This is a genomic window from Leuconostoc carnosum (assembly GCF_014207505.1).
Taxonomy (GTDB): domain Bacteria; phylum Bacillota; class Bacilli; order Lactobacillales; family Lactobacillaceae; genus Leuconostoc; species Leuconostoc carnosum.
Genome location: NZ_JACHGL010000004.1, coordinates 105,520 through 126,171, shown reverse-complemented (window position 1 = coordinate 126,171; position 20,652 = coordinate 105,520). Strand labels below are relative to the sequence as shown.

General features: G+C 36.6%; 18 protein-coding genes and 1 tRNA gene. 1 reads left to right on the top strand and 18 read right to left on the bottom strand.

Features of this window, described 5'->3' with window-relative positions:
- Nucleotides 1–46: 46 nt before the first annotated feature.
- From pepF to HNQ98_RS05710, 6 genes are all read right to left on the bottom strand, one after another.
- Nucleotides 47–1,834, bottom strand: a complete 1,788-nt coding sequence (gene pepF / locus HNQ98_RS05735) for an oligoendopeptidase F (RefSeq protein WP_135197730.1) — start codon at nucleotides 1,832–1,834, stop codon at nucleotides 47–49.
- Nucleotides 1,835–1,904: 70 nt separating this feature from the next.
- Nucleotides 1,905–2,936, bottom strand: coding sequence for a competence protein CoiA (locus HNQ98_RS05730; RefSeq protein WP_135197731.1), 1,032 nt, complete (start codon nucleotides 2,934–2,936; stop codon nucleotides 1,905–1,907).
- A gap of 48 nt (nucleotides 2,937–2,984) precedes the next feature.
- Nucleotides 2,985–4,418 (bottom strand): ABC transporter substrate-binding protein/permease, encoded by a 1,434-nt coding sequence (locus HNQ98_RS05725; RefSeq protein ID WP_135197732.1) that lies wholly within the window; start codon nucleotides 4,416–4,418, stop codon nucleotides 2,985–2,987.
- Between the two features lie 108 nt (nucleotides 4,419–4,526).
- The gene (locus HNQ98_RS05720; RefSeq protein WP_135197733.1) at nucleotides 4,527–5,279 is read right to left on the bottom strand and encodes an amino acid ABC transporter ATP-binding protein; all 753 of its coding nucleotides are present in this window, start codon (nucleotides 5,277–5,279) and stop codon (nucleotides 4,527–4,529) included.
- Nucleotides 5,276–6,718: an ABC transporter substrate-binding protein/permease gene (locus HNQ98_RS05715; protein WP_135197734.1), complete on the bottom strand. Its 1,443-nt coding sequence runs from the start codon at nucleotides 6,716–6,718 to the stop codon at nucleotides 5,276–5,278. The genes HNQ98_RS05720 and HNQ98_RS05715 overlap by 4 nt, the downstream gene beginning before the upstream one ends.
- A 202-nt stretch (nucleotides 6,719–6,920) precedes the next feature.
- Nucleotides 6,921–7,982 (bottom strand): BMP family lipoprotein, encoded by a 1,062-nt coding sequence (locus HNQ98_RS05710; protein ID WP_135197771.1) that lies wholly within the window; start codon nucleotides 7,980–7,982, stop codon nucleotides 6,921–6,923.
- A 209-nt stretch (nucleotides 7,983–8,191) separates the two neighbouring features.
- On the opposite strand from HNQ98_RS05710, the gene HNQ98_RS05705 reads away from it, so the two are divergent.
- On the top strand, nucleotides 8,192–9,175 hold the full coding sequence (locus HNQ98_RS05705) for a sugar transferase (RefSeq protein WP_135197735.1): 984 nt from the start codon (nucleotides 8,192–8,194) through the stop codon (nucleotides 9,173–9,175).
- Nucleotides 9,176–9,216: 41 nt separating this feature from the next.
- Here the strand turns inward: HNQ98_RS05705 and HNQ98_RS05700 are convergent.
- The 12 genes from HNQ98_RS05700 to HNQ98_RS05645 form a co-directional block, all read right to left on the bottom strand.
- Nucleotides 9,217–9,287 (bottom strand) — tRNA-Cys (locus HNQ98_RS05700).
- A gap of 105 nt (nucleotides 9,288–9,392) precedes the next feature.
- Nucleotides 9,393–9,785 (bottom strand): immunity protein Imm33 domain-containing protein, encoded by a 393-nt coding sequence (locus HNQ98_RS05695; protein ID WP_135197736.1) that lies wholly within the window; start codon nucleotides 9,783–9,785, stop codon nucleotides 9,393–9,395.
- Nucleotides 9,786–9,889: 104 nt separating this feature from the next.
- Nucleotides 9,890–10,192 carry a hypothetical protein gene (locus tag HNQ98_RS05690; protein ID WP_014974781.1) on the bottom strand — a complete coding sequence of 101 codons (303 nt, stop codon included), beginning with the start codon at nucleotides 10,190–10,192 and terminating at the stop codon, nucleotides 9,890–9,892.
- On the bottom strand, nucleotides 10,176–10,958 hold the full coding sequence (locus tag HNQ98_RS05685) for a YibE/F family protein (RefSeq protein ID WP_135197737.1): 783 nt from the start codon (nucleotides 10,956–10,958) through the stop codon (nucleotides 10,176–10,178). The genes HNQ98_RS05690 and HNQ98_RS05685 overlap by 17 nt, the downstream gene beginning before the upstream one ends.
- Complete coding sequence (locus HNQ98_RS05680) at nucleotides 10,955–12,040, bottom strand: YibE/F family protein (RefSeq protein WP_135198191.1); 1,086 nt, start codon at nucleotides 12,038–12,040, stop codon at nucleotides 10,955–10,957. Before HNQ98_RS05680 ends, HNQ98_RS05685 begins: the two co-directional genes overlap by 4 nt.
- Nucleotides 12,037–12,963, bottom strand: coding sequence for a primosomal protein DnaI (gene dnaI, locus HNQ98_RS05675; protein WP_135197739.1), 927 nt, complete (start codon nucleotides 12,961–12,963; stop codon nucleotides 12,037–12,039). Before dnaI ends, HNQ98_RS05680 begins: the two co-directional genes overlap by 4 nt.
- Nucleotide 12,964: 1 nt before the next feature.
- Entirely contained in the window at nucleotides 12,965–14,293 is a 1,329-nt protein-coding gene (locus HNQ98_RS05670) for a replication initiation and membrane attachment family protein (RefSeq protein ID WP_135197740.1), read from the bottom strand.
- Nucleotides 14,280–14,900: a dephospho-CoA kinase gene (gene coaE / locus HNQ98_RS05665; protein ID WP_019040811.1), complete on the bottom strand. Its 621-nt coding sequence runs from the start codon at nucleotides 14,898–14,900 to the stop codon at nucleotides 14,280–14,282. Before coaE ends, HNQ98_RS05670 begins: the two co-directional genes overlap by 14 nt.
- Entirely contained in the window at nucleotides 14,900–15,655 is a 756-nt protein-coding gene (locus tag HNQ98_RS05660; protein ID WP_135197741.1) for a DUF975 family protein, read from the bottom strand. Before HNQ98_RS05660 ends, coaE begins: the two co-directional genes overlap by 1 nt.
- 46 nt (nucleotides 15,656–15,701) lie before the next feature.
- Nucleotides 15,702–16,535 (bottom strand): bifunctional DNA-formamidopyrimidine glycosylase/DNA-(apurinic or apyrimidinic site) lyase, encoded by an 834-nt coding sequence (gene mutM, locus HNQ98_RS05655; protein WP_014974788.1) that lies wholly within the window; start codon nucleotides 16,533–16,535, stop codon nucleotides 15,702–15,704.
- Between the two features lie 187 nt (nucleotides 16,536–16,722).
- Entirely contained in the window at nucleotides 16,723–18,027 is a 1,305-nt protein-coding gene (locus tag HNQ98_RS05650; protein ID WP_135197742.1) for an NCS2 family permease, read from the bottom strand.
- Nucleotides 18,028–18,207: 180 nt separating this feature from the next.
- Complete coding sequence (locus HNQ98_RS05645) at nucleotides 18,208–20,613, bottom strand: endonuclease MutS2 (protein WP_135197743.1); 2,406 nt, start codon at nucleotides 20,611–20,613, stop codon at nucleotides 18,208–18,210.
- Nucleotides 20,614–20,652 lie beyond the last annotated feature (39 nt).

The following is a 20,652-nucleotide window of genomic DNA, read 5'->3' as shown; positions in this document are numbered from 1 at the left end:
TATATTTCAATATAAATTTAACTATATTTTTAATAAAATAAAGTGCTTACTTCTTTAATAACATTTCTAACTGGTTTAAGCGTTCTTCAAATACATCAAAAGCTTGATTTAAGTAATCAGCTTGGCTCATATCAACACCTGCTTTCGCAATCACATTCAAAGGATAATCTGATGAACCGGCTTTCAAATAGTTTTTGTAAGCTTCTGCACCATTTTGATTTAGAATACGTTCAGCTAAAGTCGTTGCCGCAGCCTCACCAGTGGCATATTGATAAACATAGAAATTGTAATAAAAATGCGGGATGCGCGACCATTCAAACGCGATTTCTTCATCAGGAAATAGATCATTGCCGTAATACTTCTGATTAAGATTGCCATAATAAGTACTCATTTTATCAGCAGTTAAAGCTTCACCCTGAGCACTTTGTTCGTGAATCCAATTCTCAAACTCCGCAAACTGTGTTTGACGAAATACCGTTCCCTTAAAGCCATCCAAATATTGATTGAGGATATATGCTTGAAACTTTGGATCATCATTATTTTTCAATAAGTAGTCTGTGAGTAATGACTCATTGGTTGTTGACGCAATTTCAGCTAAGAAAATTGGATAGTCACCATAGTAATAAGGTTGATTATGTCGCGTTAGATAAGAATGAATAGAATGACCCATTTCATGAGCTAATGTGTAAACATTATTCAGATTATTTTGCCAATTCAATAAAATAAAGGGATTCGTATCATATGTGCCACTCGAATAAGCACCTGTCCGTTTACCTTTGTTTTCAATAACATCAATCCATCGTTCATCAAAAGCTTTTTGAACAACGGCTAGATAATCTTCACCCAATGGCGCTAACGCTGCCAGAACAATATCTTTTGCTTTTTCGTATGTCACTTCAAAATCTATTTCATCTACTAGTGGCACATATAAATCATAAGAATGTACATCTTCAACATTTAAAATCTTTTTACGTAAAGATACAAAACGATGTAATAATGGTAAATGTTCATCCACTGTCTTAATTAATGTTTGAAAAACAGTTGTTGGCACTTGATGTGGTAAAATAGCTGCTTCACGCGCTGATTGGTAATGGCGCGTTCGAGCTAAAAAGTTATGTCCCTTAACGTGTGATGAAAGCGTTGAAGCGAATGTGTTTTGTAAGGCTATATAGCTATCATACAATGTTTCAAAAGCCTCTTGTCGCAGAGCTCGATTCTTTGATTCCAATAATAAACTGTACAAACCATTAGTTAGTGGTACAATTTCCCTTGATTCAGTGTGAACATCGCCAAATGTTATATCAGAATTATCCAATGCACCAAAAGTGTTTTCAGAAGCATTAAAAATGTCACTCGCACCTGCTAGAAGTGCTTCTTGATCTGCCGGTAATGTGTATGGCTTTTGTGCTTTTAGTGTCTCAAATAAATGTGCATACTTTTTTAAGCCGTCGGTCGTTAAATATGTTGCCAAATCCGCATCAGGAATATTCAACACTTCTGGTTGAAAATACGCTGTTGCTTCACTGACCGTCGCCCATAATCCTTGTACACGGGCATAAAAAGCCGCATACTTTTGATTAGTCGTATCTTGGTCATAAATTTGATTGGCATAAACATGTACGCTCTCGAGTTGACGTTCTAATGCTAGATTCGCTTCTAAAGCTGCTTGTACTGTTTCTGCTGAATCACCAACATGTCCAGCAAATTGGCGAACTTTCTGAGTATCATTTTGTATTTTTTCAAAAGCTGCTTGCCAAGCTTCGTCGGTCGGAAAAATCGTTGTGAGATCCCATGTCAGGGATTTCGGTACTTCATTACGTAATGGTTGTGCCATGATTTATTACAGTGAACAACGACGTAGCCATCCACGGTGTCTCCTTTTTATCATCTAATATCTTATTTTATCACTTATCTCTCATTTTACATAATTTTTGTGATAATGATGTGTGCCAATTAGGTAGACGACGAACTAACAAGTGTTGTCCCTGTTGTAAAATGTAATGGTTCTTTTCTAAATCATTAAAAATTAAAGCTATTTGATAATGTTTAAAATTATCATCCCCCATTAAATATTTTGTTAGTTTATTGCTTATATCATCTTTTTTCACCATATTTTCTTGACCTACTCTTTCTAAGAGTAACATAATCAATAACCGAAAATGCCAATTAGGAATAGTTAATCCAAACGTGTGACCTTCATGCATCCAAAGTGGTGCATGAAGTAGCAACCGCTCTTTGTTATATAAATAACGGACAATTTTCTCATCAACACGTTTTTGAATTAATAGATTTTGCAATTTGTATATTTGTTTCTCAATTTTAAAATTAATTCCCTGCGTTTTTGTTGTCCCTTCAAATAAAGAATGACTCATCCATTCTAAATAATGAATACGTTCAAAATCACATTTCCAAAAATCTTTTCGATAAACAAATCGTTCTTTGTCTGGTAAATAAAATGTTAACTTTTTTTGTGCCCAAAACTTTATAATACTTTTTTGTGTCATACTTTTTTCAAAATAGTTTTGTCCAAGAATCCAAATTACTTGAATATTTTGACTACTATATCCTGCGTTACGCTCATCCAATCTTTTTTGAGAAATTGGGCTGCATTGATATTCTACGGCAACTTTCCGCTCTTTCAATGTGATTAAAATATCTGGTCGTTGGTTAATCTCTGGCAGTACGGCCTCGATTTGAACATGCCCGTACTTTTTAAATTGTTCTGCCAATTGTAATTTACCAGATAAATGTTGTGCCGTCTCATTTTCTGTAAATGTTGCACATACAGTACCAGAATAGTGAGCAAAATGCGGTTGATTCACATCGCCTACTTTGAGTATCACTTGTTCTTGGCAGCCAGGACAGCAATAATTTTGTGATTTAATCGCACGATTAGCACAAATATATTGTTTCTTATCATCAAATGCAATGATCATAAAAAGCACCTCCAACGCATAATACGCGCTAGAGGTGCCTTTCACTTGTTACTTTAATCTTCTTTCAACCCAGTTACTTAACCAGGTCAATAAAGTAATCAAAATAAGGTACATCATAGCAATGATAGCCCATACTCTAAATCCTTGCGAATTACGCGCAACAATTAGCGTACCTGTTTGTGTCAATTCCAATAAACCAATAGCTGACAAGATCGAAGTATCTTTTAAAGTAATAATAAATTGGTTGATAAAACTAGGCACCATAATGCGAATACCTTGCGGCATGATGACGCGTCGCATAGCTTTACCATAAGTCAACCCAAGAGAACGTGCCGCTTCCATCTGACCATGTTCAACAGCCTCAAAACCACCACGAACAAATGCCCCAGTATAAGCACCTTCATTTAAAATCAATGTAATAATACCAGCGGTAAATGCAGGTATTTTAATACCAATAACACCTGGCAAGCCAATATAGATGAAAAATGCCAAAACCATTAATGGTAGACCACGGAAAATATAGATAATAGTCGTTGAAATCCCACGAATCAGTTTAAACTCACTAACCCCCATAATTCCAAGTAGAATACCGAAAATTGAAGCCAAAAGAATCGCAATCACTGTCAATTCAATAGTTTGCCACAATCCTTTTAAGAAAGCTGACTTATTGGAATTTAAAATCCCAAAAATTGAGCTATTATCTTTTTTAGAACCAGAAAAAGTAGATTGGGTGGCCCCTAAATATTTTTTCACGATTTTATCATACGTACCATCTTTCTTAATGCCAGCAAATCCTTTGTTAAATGAGGCCAATAATGCTTTATTTTTACCCTTTTCAACAGCAAATGCATACACACCAGCATTTCCAAGGGATTTTGGATTCATAATCTTTAATTGAATGCCATTTTTAATACTGTATTGAATAACTGGCATATCTTCAAATGTTGCAGCTGAATTACCATTAACCACATCATTATACATTGTGTCAGTATCATTAAAATATTTAATTTTAAAGCCATATTTTGTTTGCAATGACTTACCATATTCTGAAGCTGACGTGCCTGTTTTAAGTGCAACCGTCTGACCTTTTAAATCCTTTAAAGACTTAATGTTACTATCTTTTTTAACAATCCATGCTACACCAGTCTTATAGTAGGGTGTTGAAAAATCATAAACTTCTTTTCGTTCCTCTGTCACGCCCATACCAGCAATAATACCATCAGCCTGACCGTTAGAAACTAATTGTGCAGCTGAATTGAAGCTCATAGGCTTCATCGTATAGGTAAATCCTTCACGATCAGCAACAGCTTTCATTGTTTCCTGTTCAATACCCACATATTTATTATTCTTATCTTGGAAAGTAAACGGTGCATAAGTCGCATCTGTGGTAATCGTATAATGTGGTTTGTCAGCTTGTATTGTTAAATTAAACGAAAACAGCGTAACCAATGACGCCAAGCCAAATAACCATTTCTTTAACATATTCTGATATTCTCCCATATTCTTACAAAAAAAATCGACCAAAATGGTCGGCTTTTTTCAAACAGGTTGACGCCATCACTATTTAGATGTTATCAACTTATAGTTGTGTTACGCGTGCATAACCTTACTTAAAAATTCCTGCAAACGTTCGTTTTTTGGTGCATCAAACACTTGTTTTGGTGCGCCAGATTCTTGAATTTTCCCAGATTCAAAGAATACGACACGATCAGCAACTTGCTTAGCAAATCCCATTTCGTGAGTCACAATAATCATTGTCATGCCAGATTCTGCCAAATTCTTCATAACTTCCAACACATCCCCAACCATCTCAGGATCCAATGCGGAAGTTGGTTCATCAAACAGCATAATATCTGGTTCCATAGCCAACGCACGTGCAATCGCGATACGTTGCTTTTGCCCACCTGATAATGAATTAACTGATACATCTGCCTTTTCTGACAAGCCAACCGTATCAAGTAACTGACGGGCTTTAGTTTCAGCAGCAGCCTTATCCATTTTACCAGTCTCAATAGGAGCAAGCATAATATTTTCTAATACAGAGTAATTATTAAATAAATTAAAGCTTTGGAAAACCATACCAATATTTTCGCGTACTTTATTAATATCTGTTGACTTATCTGAAATGTTAAAACCATCTACTACAATAGTCCCATCATCAGGCATTTCTAATTGATTTAACATCCGTAAAAACGTTGATTTTCCAGACCCAGAAGGGCCAATCATTACAACTACTTCATTTTCTGCAATATCTAAGGAAATATCACGCAATACGTGATTATCACCATAAGACTTATTTACTTTTTCAACATGTACTTTTACTTTAGCTTGTGCGTCACTCATGCACGTGTCCTCTTTTCTACCCAGTTACTCAACCATGTTAGCAATGTGATAACAATCAAGTATATTGCTGCAACAATAGCCCACACACGGAATCCTTGTGAATTACGTGAAACAATCAAAGTTCCTGTTTGTGTTAATTCTAAAATACCAATTGCCGATAAAATAGAAGTATCTTTTAATGTAATAATAAATTGATTAACAAAACTAGGAATCATAATCTTCAAACCTTGTGGCATGATAACCTTACGCATCGACTTACCGTATGGCAAACCAAGCGAACGTGCCGCTTCCATCTGACCATGTTCAACAGCTTCAAAACCACCACGAACAAATGCCCCAGTATAAGCACCTTCATTTAAAATCAGTGTTACTAAGCCTGCGATGAACGCTGGAATTTTCATACCAATCACACTAGGCAAGCCAATGTAGATGAAAAATGCCAGTACCATCAATGGCAAGCCACGGAAAATATAAATAATAGTTGTTGATAATGCGCGAATACCGGCAACTTGACTAATACCCATAATACCAAGAAATACACCCCAAATTGAAGCTAAGACAATGGCCAAAACTGTCAAAAGAACTGTTTGCCATAACCCTTTTAAGAAGGCTTGATCATTTGACTTCAAAATGCCCAAAACTGAACTATTATCTTTTTTATTTCCTGTAAATGTTGCAGCACTAGAACCTAAGTATTTCGCTACAATTTTATCATAAGTGCCATCTGCTTTGATGTCTGCAAAACCTTTGTTAAAGGCTGTCAATAATTTAGCGTTGTCTCCCTTTTTAACACCAAATCCGTACCACCCAGCTTCAATAGGTGATTTCGCATTCATCACTTTTAATTGTGTCCCATTCTTAACGGCGTATTGAATAACTGGTAAATCACCAAACGTTGCTTGCGTGTTACCATTAATCACATCATTATATAATGTGTCGGAATCGTTAAAATATGTTACCTTGAATCCATATTTCTTTTGTACAGATAAAGCATAGTCAGCACCAGATGTCCCGGTCTTGAGTGCAACTGTTTTTCCTTTTAAATCTTTTAAGGATTTAACATCAGAACCTTTTTTTACGGCCCAACCAATACCAGAACGGTAATATGGTGTACCGAAGTCAAAGACCTCTTTACGTTCATCAGTAATCGACATGCCGGCAATGACACCATCTGCTTGGCCAGACGAAACTGACTGAGTTGCTGAGTTAAAACTCATTGGCTTCAACGTATACGTAAAACCTTGGCGCTTTGCAATTGTCTTCAAAATTTCTTGATCAATACCTGTGTATTGATTATTTTTATCTTGAAAATCAAATGGTGGATATGTTGCATCTGTTGTGATGACATAGTGAGGTTTAGCTGCACTGACATTTGGTATATTAACCAGCGTTACCAAAACTGCGAAAAAAGCAATACAAAAAATTAATATTTTCTTCATAATATATAATTATACCAAAAAAAGTATTAAAGGTCGCGTACTATGTTATATTTATTAACATTTTAAATAATTTATCCTTTTCGGTACTCTAATTCCATTAATTATGCTGACATTTTCTAATAATTAGACTCACATTTATTATTTAGTATATAGGAAATTATGAGAAAATAAAAAATCGCAATCATGCGATTTTTTATTTAGTCTATGGATGTACTGGTACATCAACATCCCCAGCAATAATTTTCTTTTGAGCTGATTGTACAGCTGACCACACTTCTGATGAAGCAGAATCATTTGTTAACCCAACACCTTTTTCTTTCAAACCATAGGTGATTGTTTTACCACCCGGAAATTTATCATTACGTGCTTGATTTGAAAGTGATTCAACAGCGTTATCAACACGCTTCACTGCTGAAACTAATGTGAAGTTTGATTTTTTATTACCTTTAGCAGTATATGCACCATCTTGCTTCTGATCCATGTCAACACCGATAACCCAAACTTTTTCATCTGAGTTTGGTGCTAACTTTTGGTTATTTGCTTTTGCTTCAGAAAATACACCTGATCCAGTGCCACCAGCTGCTTGGAAAATTACATCCGCACCACCAGCTACCATTGAAGCAGCAATTGTCTTACCCTTAGCAGCATCTGTAAAGGAATCAGCATATTGTGTGACTACTTTGATGTCTGGGTTTGTAGCCTTCACACCTGCTTTAAATCCTGCCTCAAACGTGTCAATAATATCACCATGAATCCCACCAATAAAGCCGACAGTTTTAGATTTACTTTGTGTTGCTGCGGCTACACCAGCTAAGTAGGATGACTGCTCTGACTTAAACATTAATGAAGCAACATTATTTTCTTTAACAACAGCATCAATAATCGCAAAATTTGTCTTTTGGTTAGCTTTAGAAACGTTAGTTAAAGCCGGTGCTGCTGCGAAACCAACACCATAAACAAGTTTGTATCCACCTTTAACTGCTGTTTGTAAATTAGTTTTAATATCTGAAGCATCAGAACTTTGGAAATAGTTGTATCCCGTAGCACCTTGTTTCAAGTTATGTTCTTTCCCGTAAGCTTTGACACCAGCCCAAGCCGATTGGTTAAACGATCGATCATCCACACCACCACCGTCTGTAACCAAGGCTACTGTATGATTATCCTTGTCTGATGAACTTGAGCCTCCTCTAGTAGCGGCATAAATACCACCACCTATGACTGCTACTGCGACAATTCCAATTCCAATTTGTGCTGAACGCTGCATAATTCCCATCATATGCAAATGCATCAAATGCTACTTGCATAATTCCTCTCAAAATTTTATACTTTTATTATCCGTTATATATGAATAAAAACAAGTAAATTTGAATTCATTTCACAGAATAAATACGAATATTAGCTTTTTTATTAAAATATAGTTCGTTATTTAAGAATATTTCAACTTATTTGTTCGGTTTTTGATAAAATAGATTCATGACACAATTTATAACACATACAATTGAGCCTTGGATGCCTCAAGGTGCATTAAAAGCTAAAGCAGACTACGCCACTATCGCAGTACAAGCCAATTGGCAAATTTTATCACTTTATCGATATAATGATAGCCGTTTTGATCAGACTACTAGAGTAAATCATATTAATGATTGGCTTAGTCCAGTAAAATCTGACGACATTGTACTGCACCAATTTCCAACCTATATGAGTGCTGAATTTGAAAGAGATTTCGCAATCGCACTCCGTCAACGTGGTGTTCAAAGTGCTATTTTAATACATGACATTGAACCACTACGTTTAATAAAAAAAGCACCATGGGAATTTGATGTGCTAAATCAATACGACATGGTTATTGTTCATTCACAAGCTATGCAAGATGCACTCATTACATTGGGTGTCCATACGCAATTTATCATCCAAAATTTCTTTGATTACCTCAGTGACTATAGTTTACCATTACAATTCAGTCATAAAATTAATTTTGCTGGTACTTTTCAAAAATCACCTTGGCTACAAAACTATCATGGACCAGAAATAACAGTATTTGGCTCTAAACCAAAGAAATGGCGTGATGTGACTTTTCCACCAGCTATCAATTACCAAGGTAACTTTAATCCAGAAGATATTGTCCATCAGTTTCAGGATGGTTTTGGTTTAATTTGGGATAGTGATTTTGATGACAAAACTTATCAAAGTTACACAAAGTACAATACACCTCATAAAGCCAGTCTTTACTTACGAGCAGGACTACCACTAATAGCTTGGTCTAACAGCGCGCTTGGAAAACAAATTATTGCCCTTAATTTGGGTTTTGTTTTAGATCACCTCGATGATCTAGCAGATCAGTTAAACAAAGTTGATGAAGTCCAGTATCACATATGGCAAACTAACGCCTTAAAGATGACTGACAAATTAGGCAGCGGCTACTATACTAAAGAAACACTGGCAAACATAACAATGTAAAAAGAGACACACTGTTTAATCACAGCATGTCTCTTTTTTTAAGGTAATAACCGGAGTCGAACCGGCGATGACGGTTTTGCAGACCGTTGCCTTACCACTTGGCTATATTACCATAATTAGTCGCAAGCAAAGGGTCAATAGTCACATTACAATTTTACAATCACAGCAACGCCTTTAATTATATGTGAAAACCACAAAAATTTCAATCATTTTGTCACTAATTACTAATTTCAATCACTTCACCATCAATTACTTTGAAGTTTGGGACTATCGAAGCATCTGATAGCCAAACTAGTGTACGGGTTGTCGGGTCCAACCATCCCTTGATCTCCGAGCGATCATCCAAGACTAAATCAGTGCCATAAGGCATGTCTAGAATGAAGGATAAACTGCTTTCAATGGCCAATGCAGCGTCTATAACCAATGGCATAAAATTTTTAGGATCATCATTCCATGCTTTATTATCATTATCGGCGAACAAAAACCACCCAGTGTCTTGCTGCTCTGTGGGCGCTAATTCTCTATATACCCACCGCAAGCTACCACTACCGTCTGTTAGATGTTTTGAAGCAAGCACAACGGCTTCTGGCTGATGAAATACTGAGCGCATTTTTTAGTATACTTTAAGCACAAATATTAATTACCTAAAGTACGCTCCTTCCTATGGATAGATTTATTATACCTTACAAATAATAATAGTTAAACCTCACGAAATTAACCTAAGTTATTTTCTAATAATATTTTGTGCATAGCATCTTCCATTTCAGATGTACGCACCCATTCTTCCCAACCCTGGTATTCTAAAGGTAATAATTCATAATTTGTATTAATATATTTTTCCAACATTTCTACATAAGCTGAGCGCGCAATGTTCAATTTTAAAATTCGAACTTGCTTAATATAACCATGCTCTGCTGCATATTCAGCACGGCCATTGTGCGTAATATTTCCCAATTCAAAGTAAATCGAATCATCTAAACGCGTAATCTCTTCAATTAAATTAAATGTCTCTTTCATTGTTGATTCCTACTTTCTGCTGTCGCACATAACGACGTACAACAAACCAACTCGCAAGCCAAATGCTTAACAAAATACCTAACATACCTAACACCATTGTGACGACTTCGACCATTAATAATTTGGCATTCACAAACATAGCCAGTGAGTATTTTAACCGTACAAACCAGATAAGCAAAGGTAAGTTAGCACCCAACACACCAAAAAACAATGTATTAATCGCTGTTCCTAAAATTTGCCCCCCAATGATTCTCGTATGCGCGTATAAACTCTGACTTGTCATATCGGTTGTACGTTGCACAACTTCATTTAAATCAGCAACAATTGCCATTGCAGCTTCTGACACGGCTCCTAAAATAGAAATAACCATGACAATCATCGCAATATGAGAAAAGGACAAACCTACGGTTAAAGACAACCCTTCTAATTCTTCCGAATTTTCATTTGCAAATCCTTGAAATTGGCCAAAATATTGTATGACTATCGATAATAACATTAAAATTGCGACAACAATCACACTTGTTTTAAACGCAGTATCCGCAACATCAGCATTATCTGCGCCGAGGTATATTGCCACGGCTAAAATAATAGTTCCCATAATTGCTGTGACAACATATGGATTGAATTGCCAATTAATCAATATAATTAAAATAAATATCACAAAAAAATTAATAATTAGACCCAGAAACGCTTTAATGCCTTGACCACCACCAACAAAAACCATTAATATAAACAAAATAATCACTAACAAACCGATTGTATTCATGGTGTCATCACCTTTCGTGACATGATCCAACCAACCAAAGCACTAGTTACTGGAACTGCTAATACAATGCCAATACCAGAAATAATTGTCTGTAAAATACCCAAATTCATAGTTTGATCTAAAATGTATGCCCAATTATTCCCATTACGCAACATTAAAAAAACCATTGGTAATGTTTCAGCAATAAAAATCATGAATAATACATTAATTAACGTACCCATAATATCGCGACCAACCGTCATCCCTGAATGCCAATAATCAATAAAACGAACTGACACCCTTTCACGTCGCACACCAAACAGCATAGCAACAATATCTGCTGCTTCATCCATTACTGCGCCTAACACACCAATAACTGTTTGTGCCATAAATAACGTTGCTGGTACCTGTGTCACATAAGACATCGTTTCAAAATGAACACCTAAATTACCGGTCAAACGCAAACTGATGAGCAAAATAGCAATTGTCATGGCAGTGGTTAACAGTGTTGTCAATAATGTCACCGCCATCTGTAAAGTTTTACCTAAGACTAACACTAAACTAGCAGCAGCAAATAAGGTAGCTAGCACACTAAATATCAGTAACACATTGGCATTTTTTACATGAACGTTAAGTATCAAAGCTCCCGCAAACAAACCGATATTAATTAACATACTTAATAATAGCCAACTGGTGGCGCGCCACTTATTATAAAGTAATAATAATGCAACCAACAATGCGATTAATGTACCAACTACCATATCGCGTTTGAGCGATAAAATATGCATGTGCTGGCCTATTTTTTCTAACAATAATTGATCACCAATACGATATTGATGTGACATAGCCTGAGAAGCGACGTATTGATTGACCACCGTCACATTACCATGACGATTCAATAGCTTAATAGTTAATGTTTGGTTAATGACAATATCTGAGTTATTATGTTCATCGGTTATATGATGTAAAGTGTGTTGCTTTACACGTGTAATTTCACCAACTGGATTTTGGTACAAAAACGCATCATGTCGCAAAAAAAGCCACACTGCAGCCAGTGCAATCATGACTAACCAATATTTTTTTGTTCGCTTAATAAACGTCAATTCTCTAGCCGTCTATTTTTCCCTGATACGACCATAAATTTCGTCAAAAACTTAATACGTTGCATTAATCGTGCTGCTTTTCCTGGATCGCGATCATCACGTGTTTCTGACAGGTATTTCTCCATCTCAGTCATATCAAAATTTGAGGTAATAAATGTCGTTAATTCATTCTGCATACGATACTCTAAAATGACACCCAAAATATCATCACGAATCCACATACTCAAGTTTTCCGCACCTAGATCATCTAAAATCAGTACAGATGTATTCTTAGCTTGATTAATGAGTGTTTCGCGCATACTATTATTTTTACCGATTGTTTGTTTCAAATCTACTGCAAATGATGGAAAGTGTAATAACATGACGCTAATATTATTGGCTGCTAATGCATTAGCTAGCGCTCCCATGAGGTAAGTTTTACCAACCCCAAATTCGCCAGACAGATATAACCCCTGTACGTATGATCCGTCATTTGATAGCAATTTCGTTAAAATATTTACAATTTCGGTCACAGCCATACTTCGCCCATTGTCCAATGCAATAGTTTGTAAATCGGCATCACGAATGGCTTTTGGCATCTTATAAACTGTTAAATTATCTGCTTGCTGCAAGGCTTTTTTTGTTTTTTCATTGGCAACATATCGCACATGGGGATAACCCTTTTCAATTTCTAGCTGTGGATAATATCCGGGATATAATGACTTATCCCCACTTGCAATACGTTTTTTTTGTTGAACAAACTCGTGTAAATCCATCATTTTCAGTTGAAAAGCATCCGGACGCAACTCTTTTTCATGTGTTGCCCAAAAAGACCGGACATCATCATCATCGGCAATTTGCTTTATGACATTAACTAGATCCGTCTCTTCTATTTTGGAATATTTTTGTTTTAGTGTCTTTAACACGTCAGATAAATTTTGCATATTAGTTTTTTGTCTTTATATTTTTTAGTTTAGCCAAAGCGGCTGCAACTGTACCATCTTGTAATGATTCTTCATTTTTTGTATCCATATCAGCATCTTTTTGCTTAACAAATTTTGGTGTGACTTTTTCTTGTTTATTGCCGCGAGTAAAGCGCTTTTCTTGACGCTCTTGATTAGCTTTTTGATGTTGCTGAATTTGAATCAGTGCTTTTTCAGGCGAATCAACACGGTTTTGCGTCCATGAATCAGCAATGGTCGTCACTAATGCAGGTTGTAAACTCTCATTTTGTAAGCCAATTAACACATAATGTACTAAAACATTCACAACTGGCATAGACAACGTACTCTGCGCAATCAAATAATCGACGACGTCACGCTCTTTTTTTAATACTAACCCATTTTTCAATGTATTTTTAACATAAATCAGAAAATCTTGTGCTGCGGTTGTATTCGCAATTTCAATTAACGCTCGTGCCTCAGCATTTTTGATTTCAGGTACATCTGTTTTAGGTTCCTGCATTGGACTTGCTGTGACAGCCTTTTTTTGTGGGGTTTGTTGGCGCAATAATCTTTGAACATCTGACTCATTAATTTCATGAGAATCAAGTGTTACACTTTGATTGACCACGCCGGCCAATGTCGTTTCATTGACACCGTATGTCAAATGCATCGCTACTAGGAAGTTACGATGCTTTTTGACTTCTTCAATCTTTGCACCTCGCACCATTTCTGAGAAATCATCAAACTGAAAATCACTAGTATCAACCTGTGGTGATGCTTCTTGATAGGTCAACGGTGTATGAGGCAGATTGCTATTGTTTTGATGTTGAAAGACTTGTAAGAAACGTGCTGAAATATCGGCGCCAGATAATTCATCTTGACCTTGTACATCATAACGCCTCTCCAACTGCAAATAACGCGCTTCTCCAACGAACTTATATAACAAACCAGCTAATAATTTTTCTTTAAAAAACTTGTCTGCCGACAGAGGTGTCAATAAACGATAACCATACACCTCACCAATTGCATCTTTTTCATAAAAAGTTTTGATTAAACCAGCAGCTTCCAAGCGACGACGACATTTCACAAAGTTTGGCAAACTGATATTCAGACTATCAATAATAAAATTATGATCTTGCCGTTGCATTTGATTCGTGGTAAATGGTAACTCATTGACCAATAAATGATATACTGCATAGCTAGTTGCGCCAACAAAAGGCGTATATAAATTAAAAACCCGCTCTAAATCATCATGTGTAATTAAATGATCGCTCTTTAAAAACACACCAGCACTCGGATGAAATTCAATTGTCTCATCATTTTTTGTCATATTGTACGGCAAATTCCCTTAATTCATTCATTAATTCTTTAACTTGAATTTTTAACTGTGTTTTATCCCCATCATTATTAATAACAAAGTCAGCTTGTGCTACTTTTTCAGCAAGGGGCATTTGCGAGTTAATGCGATTCTTTGCTTGCATATCAGTCAAATTATCGCGTGCTTTCAACCGCGCTAGTTGTGTTTCAGGGTTGGCACTGACGACGACTATTTTGTCGACGTGGTTATGCTCATGATAACCACGCTCAAATAATAATGGCACATCTAGCACTAAAATTGGTACACGTTGCGTTCGCCAAAAAGCAACTTTATCGGCCATCGCTGAACTAATTGCTGGCTGAATCACAGTATTTAAACGTTCAAGATCAGCTGGATTACTAAACACCTGTTGCCCTAAACGTTGACGATTCAAAATACCGTTTTCAATAATATGCGGACCAAAGACTAACTTTAATTTTTCAAGGGTGTGTGTGCCAGGCTCAACAACTTCGCGCGCGACAATATCAGCATCAATTATTGGCCAACCCGCATCACGTAAAATTGTACTCACACTAGATTTGCCTGTTGCTATACCACCCGTCAACCCAACAATTAACATTATGCCGCCTGCTTTTCTGATACTGCTAAGGTAAAGAGATGTCTTGAGTAAGCAACACGACTAGCATTTAAGTAAGGAATAACATAAATATACGCCAAACCTGCAGTCAAAAGAGCTAAAATATGCCAACCAATAAAGCTTAATTCTAGCAAAAATAATTCCCACTTACGGCCATCCATTATGTGACGACTAATCTTAATATAATCTGTTAACTGGCGTTGTCTTGTACCATTTTCAACATCTATTTTATAAGCAAAATAGGTTTGAGAGTATGAAAATACTTTAATGACACCAGGGAGAATAAAGAGCAATGTCCACAAAAATGTCAAAACACTTTGTACAATGGCCAGTAAAGCAGTATGCCAAAAATTGCCGCGGTAGAACACTTGATAAGTCACTTTAAAATTTGGTACTTCAAGCGGTTTCTCAAACCAGTCAATAATGGCCCAACTTGCTGTCCACAACAAAATTAATTGCACGGCACTAATTAAAACACTGTAGATAGCTGAAAGAATATTTTCCATTGGTTCTATGCTGCTTGAACTAGTAGCGGCTACTGTCCCCATCTGTGAAATATCTCTAATTTCTGTAACAGTAACATAGAGCATGGTCACAGTGGAAATGACCCCGATAATAGACATTATAATTGGTATGAGATTGATTTTTACAGCCGCACCATAGCGCCCACGATACAATGCACGCGCCTCACGTTTTACCTCTTGAATACTAATGATTGTTGTTTCTGATGATTTCATTGATTCTCCTAAAAAATATTACTAAAATAGTATAAGTTTCTTTTGCTTAACCACGTTTTATTTGACATACTGGGCAAAACGTTGTGCCCCGCTGACCTACTTTAATTTTTACCATCGTCGCGCCACAACGCAAGCAAGGTTGATTCACACGACCATAAGCTTCCAATTCATTTTGGAACTGGCCAACTTCACCAAAAATATTGCTAAAACTATGAACCGTAGTACCATGATGGGCGATTGCACGTGCCATTTCCAAAATAATATTTTTTCGTAAAATAGCTAACTCGACCTCTGATAATTGATTTGCCGGTGTTTCAGGATGGATTTTACTCTGCCATAAAACTTCATCGGCATAGATATTACCAATTCCGGCAATCTGATTTTGATCTAATAAAAATGATTTGACTGGTTTCTTTGATCGTGAAAAAACTGCAACCATATAAGCCAATGTCAAACTTTCCTCTGTAGGTTCTTTTCCCAGCTTTGCTAAAGATGGTGCCTCAATTGATTCGTGCCCTGTGGTCGTTAAGACCATGCGACCAAAACGCCGCGTATCATTATAAAATAACACACGCTGCCCATCAAGTTCAAAAATAATTTCTGTATGTTTACGTGGCGCAGCATCAATAGGTTCAACTGAATACTGCCCTTCCATACGTAAATGTGAGACAATCGTATGCTGATTAGATAATCTTAATAGTAAATATTTACCACGTCGATCAATGGCTGTAAATTGTGCATTCAAAACACCTGTTGTGAATGCCTGAGAATCACCCGTAATAACCTTTGGATAGGGTATCGTAACCTTAGTAATTCTAGCACCAATAATTAGTTTTTCTAAACCACGACGTACCGTTTCAACTTCAGGTAATTCTGGCATGCTGCCCTCCAATAAACTCATCAATATATTGAATGCATTCGGCTATCAATTGCCCTAACTTCAATAATATTAATTTTACCACAATAACACTTTTATCATTTAGTGATAACACTAAAAATAAAGAGCATTTTTTAATTGCGACGAACAAAAAAATCAGATATGCTGAACACACACCTGATTTTATCACTTAATTGATTTGCAAAATAATCATAAAAAATACAAAAATAATGCCTAAAGCATACATAATCGGATGAACTTGTTTACCACGTCCTGAAACAAGCATTAGAAATGGATAAACAATGAACCCTAACGCAATACCGTCTGAAATGCTATAAGATAACGGCATACCAAGAATTGTTAAGAATGCGGCAGCTGCAATTGGAAAATCACTCCAATCAATGCTTCCTAAACTACTAGCCATTAAAACACCAACCACAACTAACGCTGGTGCAGTGACTTGTGACGTCACTACAGTTAATAATGGTGAAAAAGCCAATGAAAGTAAAAATAATATACCAGTAAATACTGATGTTAACCCAGTACGTCCACCAACCATAATACCAGTTGATGATTCAATATAGGCGGTTGTCGGTGATGTGCCGAGCAACGCACCACCCAGCATACCAACGGAATCAGCCATCAATGCTTTACCCGCATTTGGTAATTCATTATTTTTTAAAAAACCTGCTGTACGTGCTAATCCAACTAATGAACCTGCTGTGTCAAAAAAAGCGACCAGTAAGAAAGTCAGAATGGCTACTACCATTTGTAACGAACCTAGATCCTTGATACCCCAAATGGCTTGACCAAATGTTGGTGCTAAACTCGGAACAGCACTGATAACGCTGTTTGGCCCATGAATCAACCCTGTGACCAACCCAGCCACAGCTGTCAGAACTAAACCAATAAAAATTGCACCCGGTACTTTCCTGGCAAATAAAGCAAAAGTTAATAGAATACCAAATAATGTTAACATCGTTGTCGGTTGTGTCCAGTCACCAAAACCGATAATTGTTGATTTATTGGCTGCTACAACGCCTCCATCCGACAAACCCAGAAAAGCAATAAATAGTCCAATACCACCAGCAATGGCTGATTTTAAATCGGCTGGAATTGCATTAATAATGATCTCTCTAATTTTGAAGACCGTTAATAACCAAAAAATAATACCAGAAACAAAAACCGCTGCTAGAGCAGTTTGCCATCTAACACCCATACCAAGTACTACCGTGTAGGCAAAGAATGCATTAATCCCAAGGCCAGGTGCAATTGCAAAAGGGTACTTAGCCACTACGCCCATAAAAATCGTTGCAATAGCAGCAATTAAACCAGTTGCTGTGAAAACAGCCCCTTTATCCATTCCCGCTGCAGCCAATACACTGGGATTAACAAACAGAATGTACGCCATTGACACAAAAGTTGTTAATCCAGCAAAAAATTCTGTTCTCACTGAAGTATGGTTACCACTTAAATCAAAATATTTTTCAATCATTGTATTTTTACTAAAATCAATATTTAGTATTCTCCTTTACTAACCCGAACTCATTTATTTTCCCACTTTTAATATCAAATTTCAACACAATAAATTCTTTTAAAAACACATGACTGTCGTCATAATCACAAAAAAAACAATATGATCTAATAATCATATTGTTTTTTATTAAAATTTATATCAAGCTAATTCTGCTATTGTCGCACCATCCCCACCGGCATTGGCACTGGCAAAATGAAAGCTCTTCACACGACGATCCGACCGTAAAAATTCTGTCACACCTTTACGTAAAGCACCTGTACCTTTACCGTGAATAATTTCGACCGCACCAAGGTTTGCTAACACCGCAGTATCCAAGTACCGATCTAATTCTGATAACGCAGCTTCATATCGTACACCACGAAGATCTAACTTAGCACTAGCTGTCTGTCGTACTGTATTTCCAGCTGTTTTTGTTTTCACAACTTTTCTTTGTTTCTGTTTTGCTTTAGATTTTTGGGCATTGGCAGTTGCTTCAGTTTTAACCACATCGTCTTCATCGACAAGCATTTTCAAAATACCCATCTCGACTTCCCATTGACCATTACTATGTTTTTTAACTAAAGTACCTTGCTGACTATAAGATTTAACCAAAATTTCATCACCAGCAGCAAGCGCTTTGGCACGCTTAGCACGTTGTAAGACTTTATTTTTTTCTAAACTATTATTCTGACGTAATTTTTCTAATTGACCTTTTTTAGCTTGTAGGTCTTGCTCACTAAACTGACCTGTCTGTTGACCTGCGTTTAGACGTTCCTTACGTATCTCAGAAATCAATTGCTCAGCTTGTTTTTTTGTTGACGCTACAATATGATTGGCTTCATTTTTAGCATCTAAGACAATCTGTGCGCGATCTTTTTCTAGTTGGCGCTGCTTTTCTTCAAAAGCCGTGGCTTGCTCATCAGTCGTCTTCAATTGTAACTCAAGAATCTCTCGTTCTTTATTAACTTGATCCCGCTTTGTTACCAGATCGGCAATCATGTTATTTAAATCTTGATCTGATTCATTTGTTAATGCTGTGGCTGCACCAATCACATCCTCCCCCAACCCAAGTCGTTTAGCGATAGCTAAGGCATTGGACTGACCAGGCACCCCCATCATAAATTGATAAGTTGGTCGCAATGTTTCAACATCAAATACCATCGAAGCATTGATTGTTTCTGGACGATTATAACCATATAATTTCAATTCTGGATAGTGGGTGGTGGCAATAACATACGCTCCCAAACTAGCAACTTTATCCAAAATAGCAATCGCTAAAGCCGCCCCTTCGGCGGGGTCAGTACCTGCACCCAATTCATCAAAAATAACCAGTGTTTGATCATCAATATTATCAAGCATTGAAACAATATTGGCCATATGTGAACTAAAGGTGGATAAACTTTGCTCAATAGATTGTTCATCACCAATATCAGCAAAGACCTCATTAAAAATGCCAACTGTGGATGGCCGTTTTGTTGTGATAAATAAACCTGATTGCGCCATTAATTGCAGCAAACCTAATGTTTTGATGGTAATTGTTTTTCCACCAGTGTTAGGTCCTGTAATAATAATTGCTTTATAGTCTTCACCTAAAACAATATCATTAGCTACCGCAATTTTTTTATCTAGCAAAGGGTGCCAAGCTTGTTGCAAATTCACATGATTATTTGGATTAACCGTAGGCTGCATGGCATCTAAGCGTGCAGCTAATCTGGATTTAGCATTAATAAAATCAAAATGACCAATAATTTTCACATTATTAGCTATTTCTACAGTATGTGGTGCTAAAGCAGCAGATAACTCTTGCAGCACATGTTGCTCTTCAACCGCTTCTTTAACACGTAATTCGCTTAACTTATTATTTAACTCTACAACTGCTTGTGGCTCAATATAAAGCGTTTGTCCCGTTTGACTTTGGTCATGAACAACACCGCCAAACTGATTACGGTACTCAGCTTTAACCGGTAACACATAGCGATCAGCACGAATAGTCACAATTGGGTCGCTCAAATACTGTGCTGTTTTACCACGCGTATAATCTTGCATCTGATGCTTAACTGCATTTTCATGACCAATAATCTTGCCACGAATGGCTTTCAATTCAAAGGAGGCTTCATCATTAATTCGCCCCGATATATCAATAGCTATTTGAATTTGTCGCGTGACATCTTGTAATATTTCAAGATTTTGTGCTTGTTCAGGTAATACTTGTAATGATTCGCCAATCACCTCATCTTGTAACTGCTCAAAAAAATTAGCAATTGTGCTTGTGTTACGTAGTACCGTACTTACTTCTGATAACTCAGTGGCACTCAGGCTAGCATTAATATTTAATCGTTTTAAATGTGGTGTAATATCCGCCAGTTTAGAAATTGGCAACCCACCTTTTAAACGATCAATTAAAACACCATCAGCCGTTTCAAGTAGCCAATAATTAATCCTGTCGATGTCTGTTTCAGGTGCCAGCGCGTCTGCTTCTTGCCGCCCAATTGGTGTCAGCAAAAAAGCATGCAATTGCAATTTTATTTTGTCATATTCTAAAGTTTGTAATACTTTTTTATTCATCCATCTACGCGCAAAATACGCTATCCTTTTTTTCTATTC

What these genes read in the sequence shown, in the direction of transcription:
- HNQ98_RS05715 (WP_135197734.1), bottom strand. Translation starts at nt 6,718, where the DNA reads ATGAAGAAAATATTAATTTTTTGTATTGCTTTTTTCGCAGTTTTGGTA.
- dnaI (WP_135197739.1), bottom strand. Translation starts at nt 12,963, where the DNA reads ATGCAAAATTTATCTGACGTGTTAAAGACACTAAAACAAAAATATTCC.
- HNQ98_RS05690 (WP_014974781.1), bottom strand. Translation starts at nt 10,192, where the DNA reads ATGAAAGAGACATTTAATTTAATTGAAGAGATTACGCGTTTAGATGAT.
- mutM (WP_014974788.1), bottom strand. Translation starts at nt 16,535, where the DNA reads ATGCCAGAATTACCTGAAGTTGAAACGGTACGTCGTGGTTTAGAAAAA.
- HNQ98_RS05725 (WP_135197732.1), bottom strand. Translation starts at nt 4,418, where the DNA reads ATGTTAAAGAAATGGTTATTTGGCTTGGCGTCATTGGTTACGCTGTTT.
- HNQ98_RS05660 (WP_135197741.1), bottom strand. Translation starts at nt 15,655, where the DNA reads ATGAAATCATCAGAAACAACAATCATTAGTATTCAAGAGGTAAAACGT.
- HNQ98_RS05695 (WP_135197736.1), bottom strand. Translation starts at nt 9,785, where the DNA reads ATGCGCTCAGTATTTCATCAGCCAGAAGCCGTTGTGCTTGCTTCAAAA.
- pepF (WP_135197730.1), bottom strand. Translation starts at nt 1,834, where the DNA reads ATGGCACAACCATTACGTAATGAAGTACCGAAATCCCTGACATGGGAT.
- HNQ98_RS05710 (WP_135197771.1), bottom strand. Translation starts at nt 7,982, where the DNA reads ATGCAGCGTTCAGCACAAATTGGAATTGGAATTGTCGCAGTAGCAGTC.
- coaE (WP_019040811.1), bottom strand. Translation starts at nt 14,900, where the DNA reads ATGTTAATTGTTGGGTTGACGGGTGGTATAGCAACAGGCAAATCTAGT.
- HNQ98_RS05730 (WP_135197731.1), bottom strand. Translation starts at nt 2,936, where the DNA reads ATGATCATTGCATTTGATGATAAGAAACAATATATTTGTGCTAATCGT.
- HNQ98_RS05670 (WP_135197740.1), bottom strand. Translation starts at nt 14,293, where the DNA reads ATGACAAAAAATGATGAGACAATTGAATTTCATCCGAGTGCTGGTGTG.
- HNQ98_RS05720 (WP_135197733.1), bottom strand. Translation starts at nt 5,279, where the DNA reads ATGAGTGACGCACAAGCTAAAGTAAAAGTACATGTTGAAAAAGTAAAT.
- HNQ98_RS05705 (WP_135197735.1), top strand. Translation starts at nt 8,192, where the DNA reads ATGACACAATTTATAACACATACAATTGAGCCTTGGATGCCTCAAGGT.
- HNQ98_RS05685 (WP_135197737.1), bottom strand. Translation starts at nt 10,958, where the DNA reads ATGAATACAATCGGTTTGTTAGTGATTATTTTGTTTATATTAATGGTT.
- HNQ98_RS05645 (WP_135197743.1), bottom strand. Translation starts at nt 20,613, where the DNA reads ATGAATAAAAAAGTATTACAAACTTTAGAATATGACAAAATAAAATTG.
- HNQ98_RS05650 (WP_135197742.1), bottom strand. Translation starts at nt 18,027, where the DNA reads ATGATTGAAAAATATTTTGATTTAAGTGGTAACCATACTTCAGTGAGA.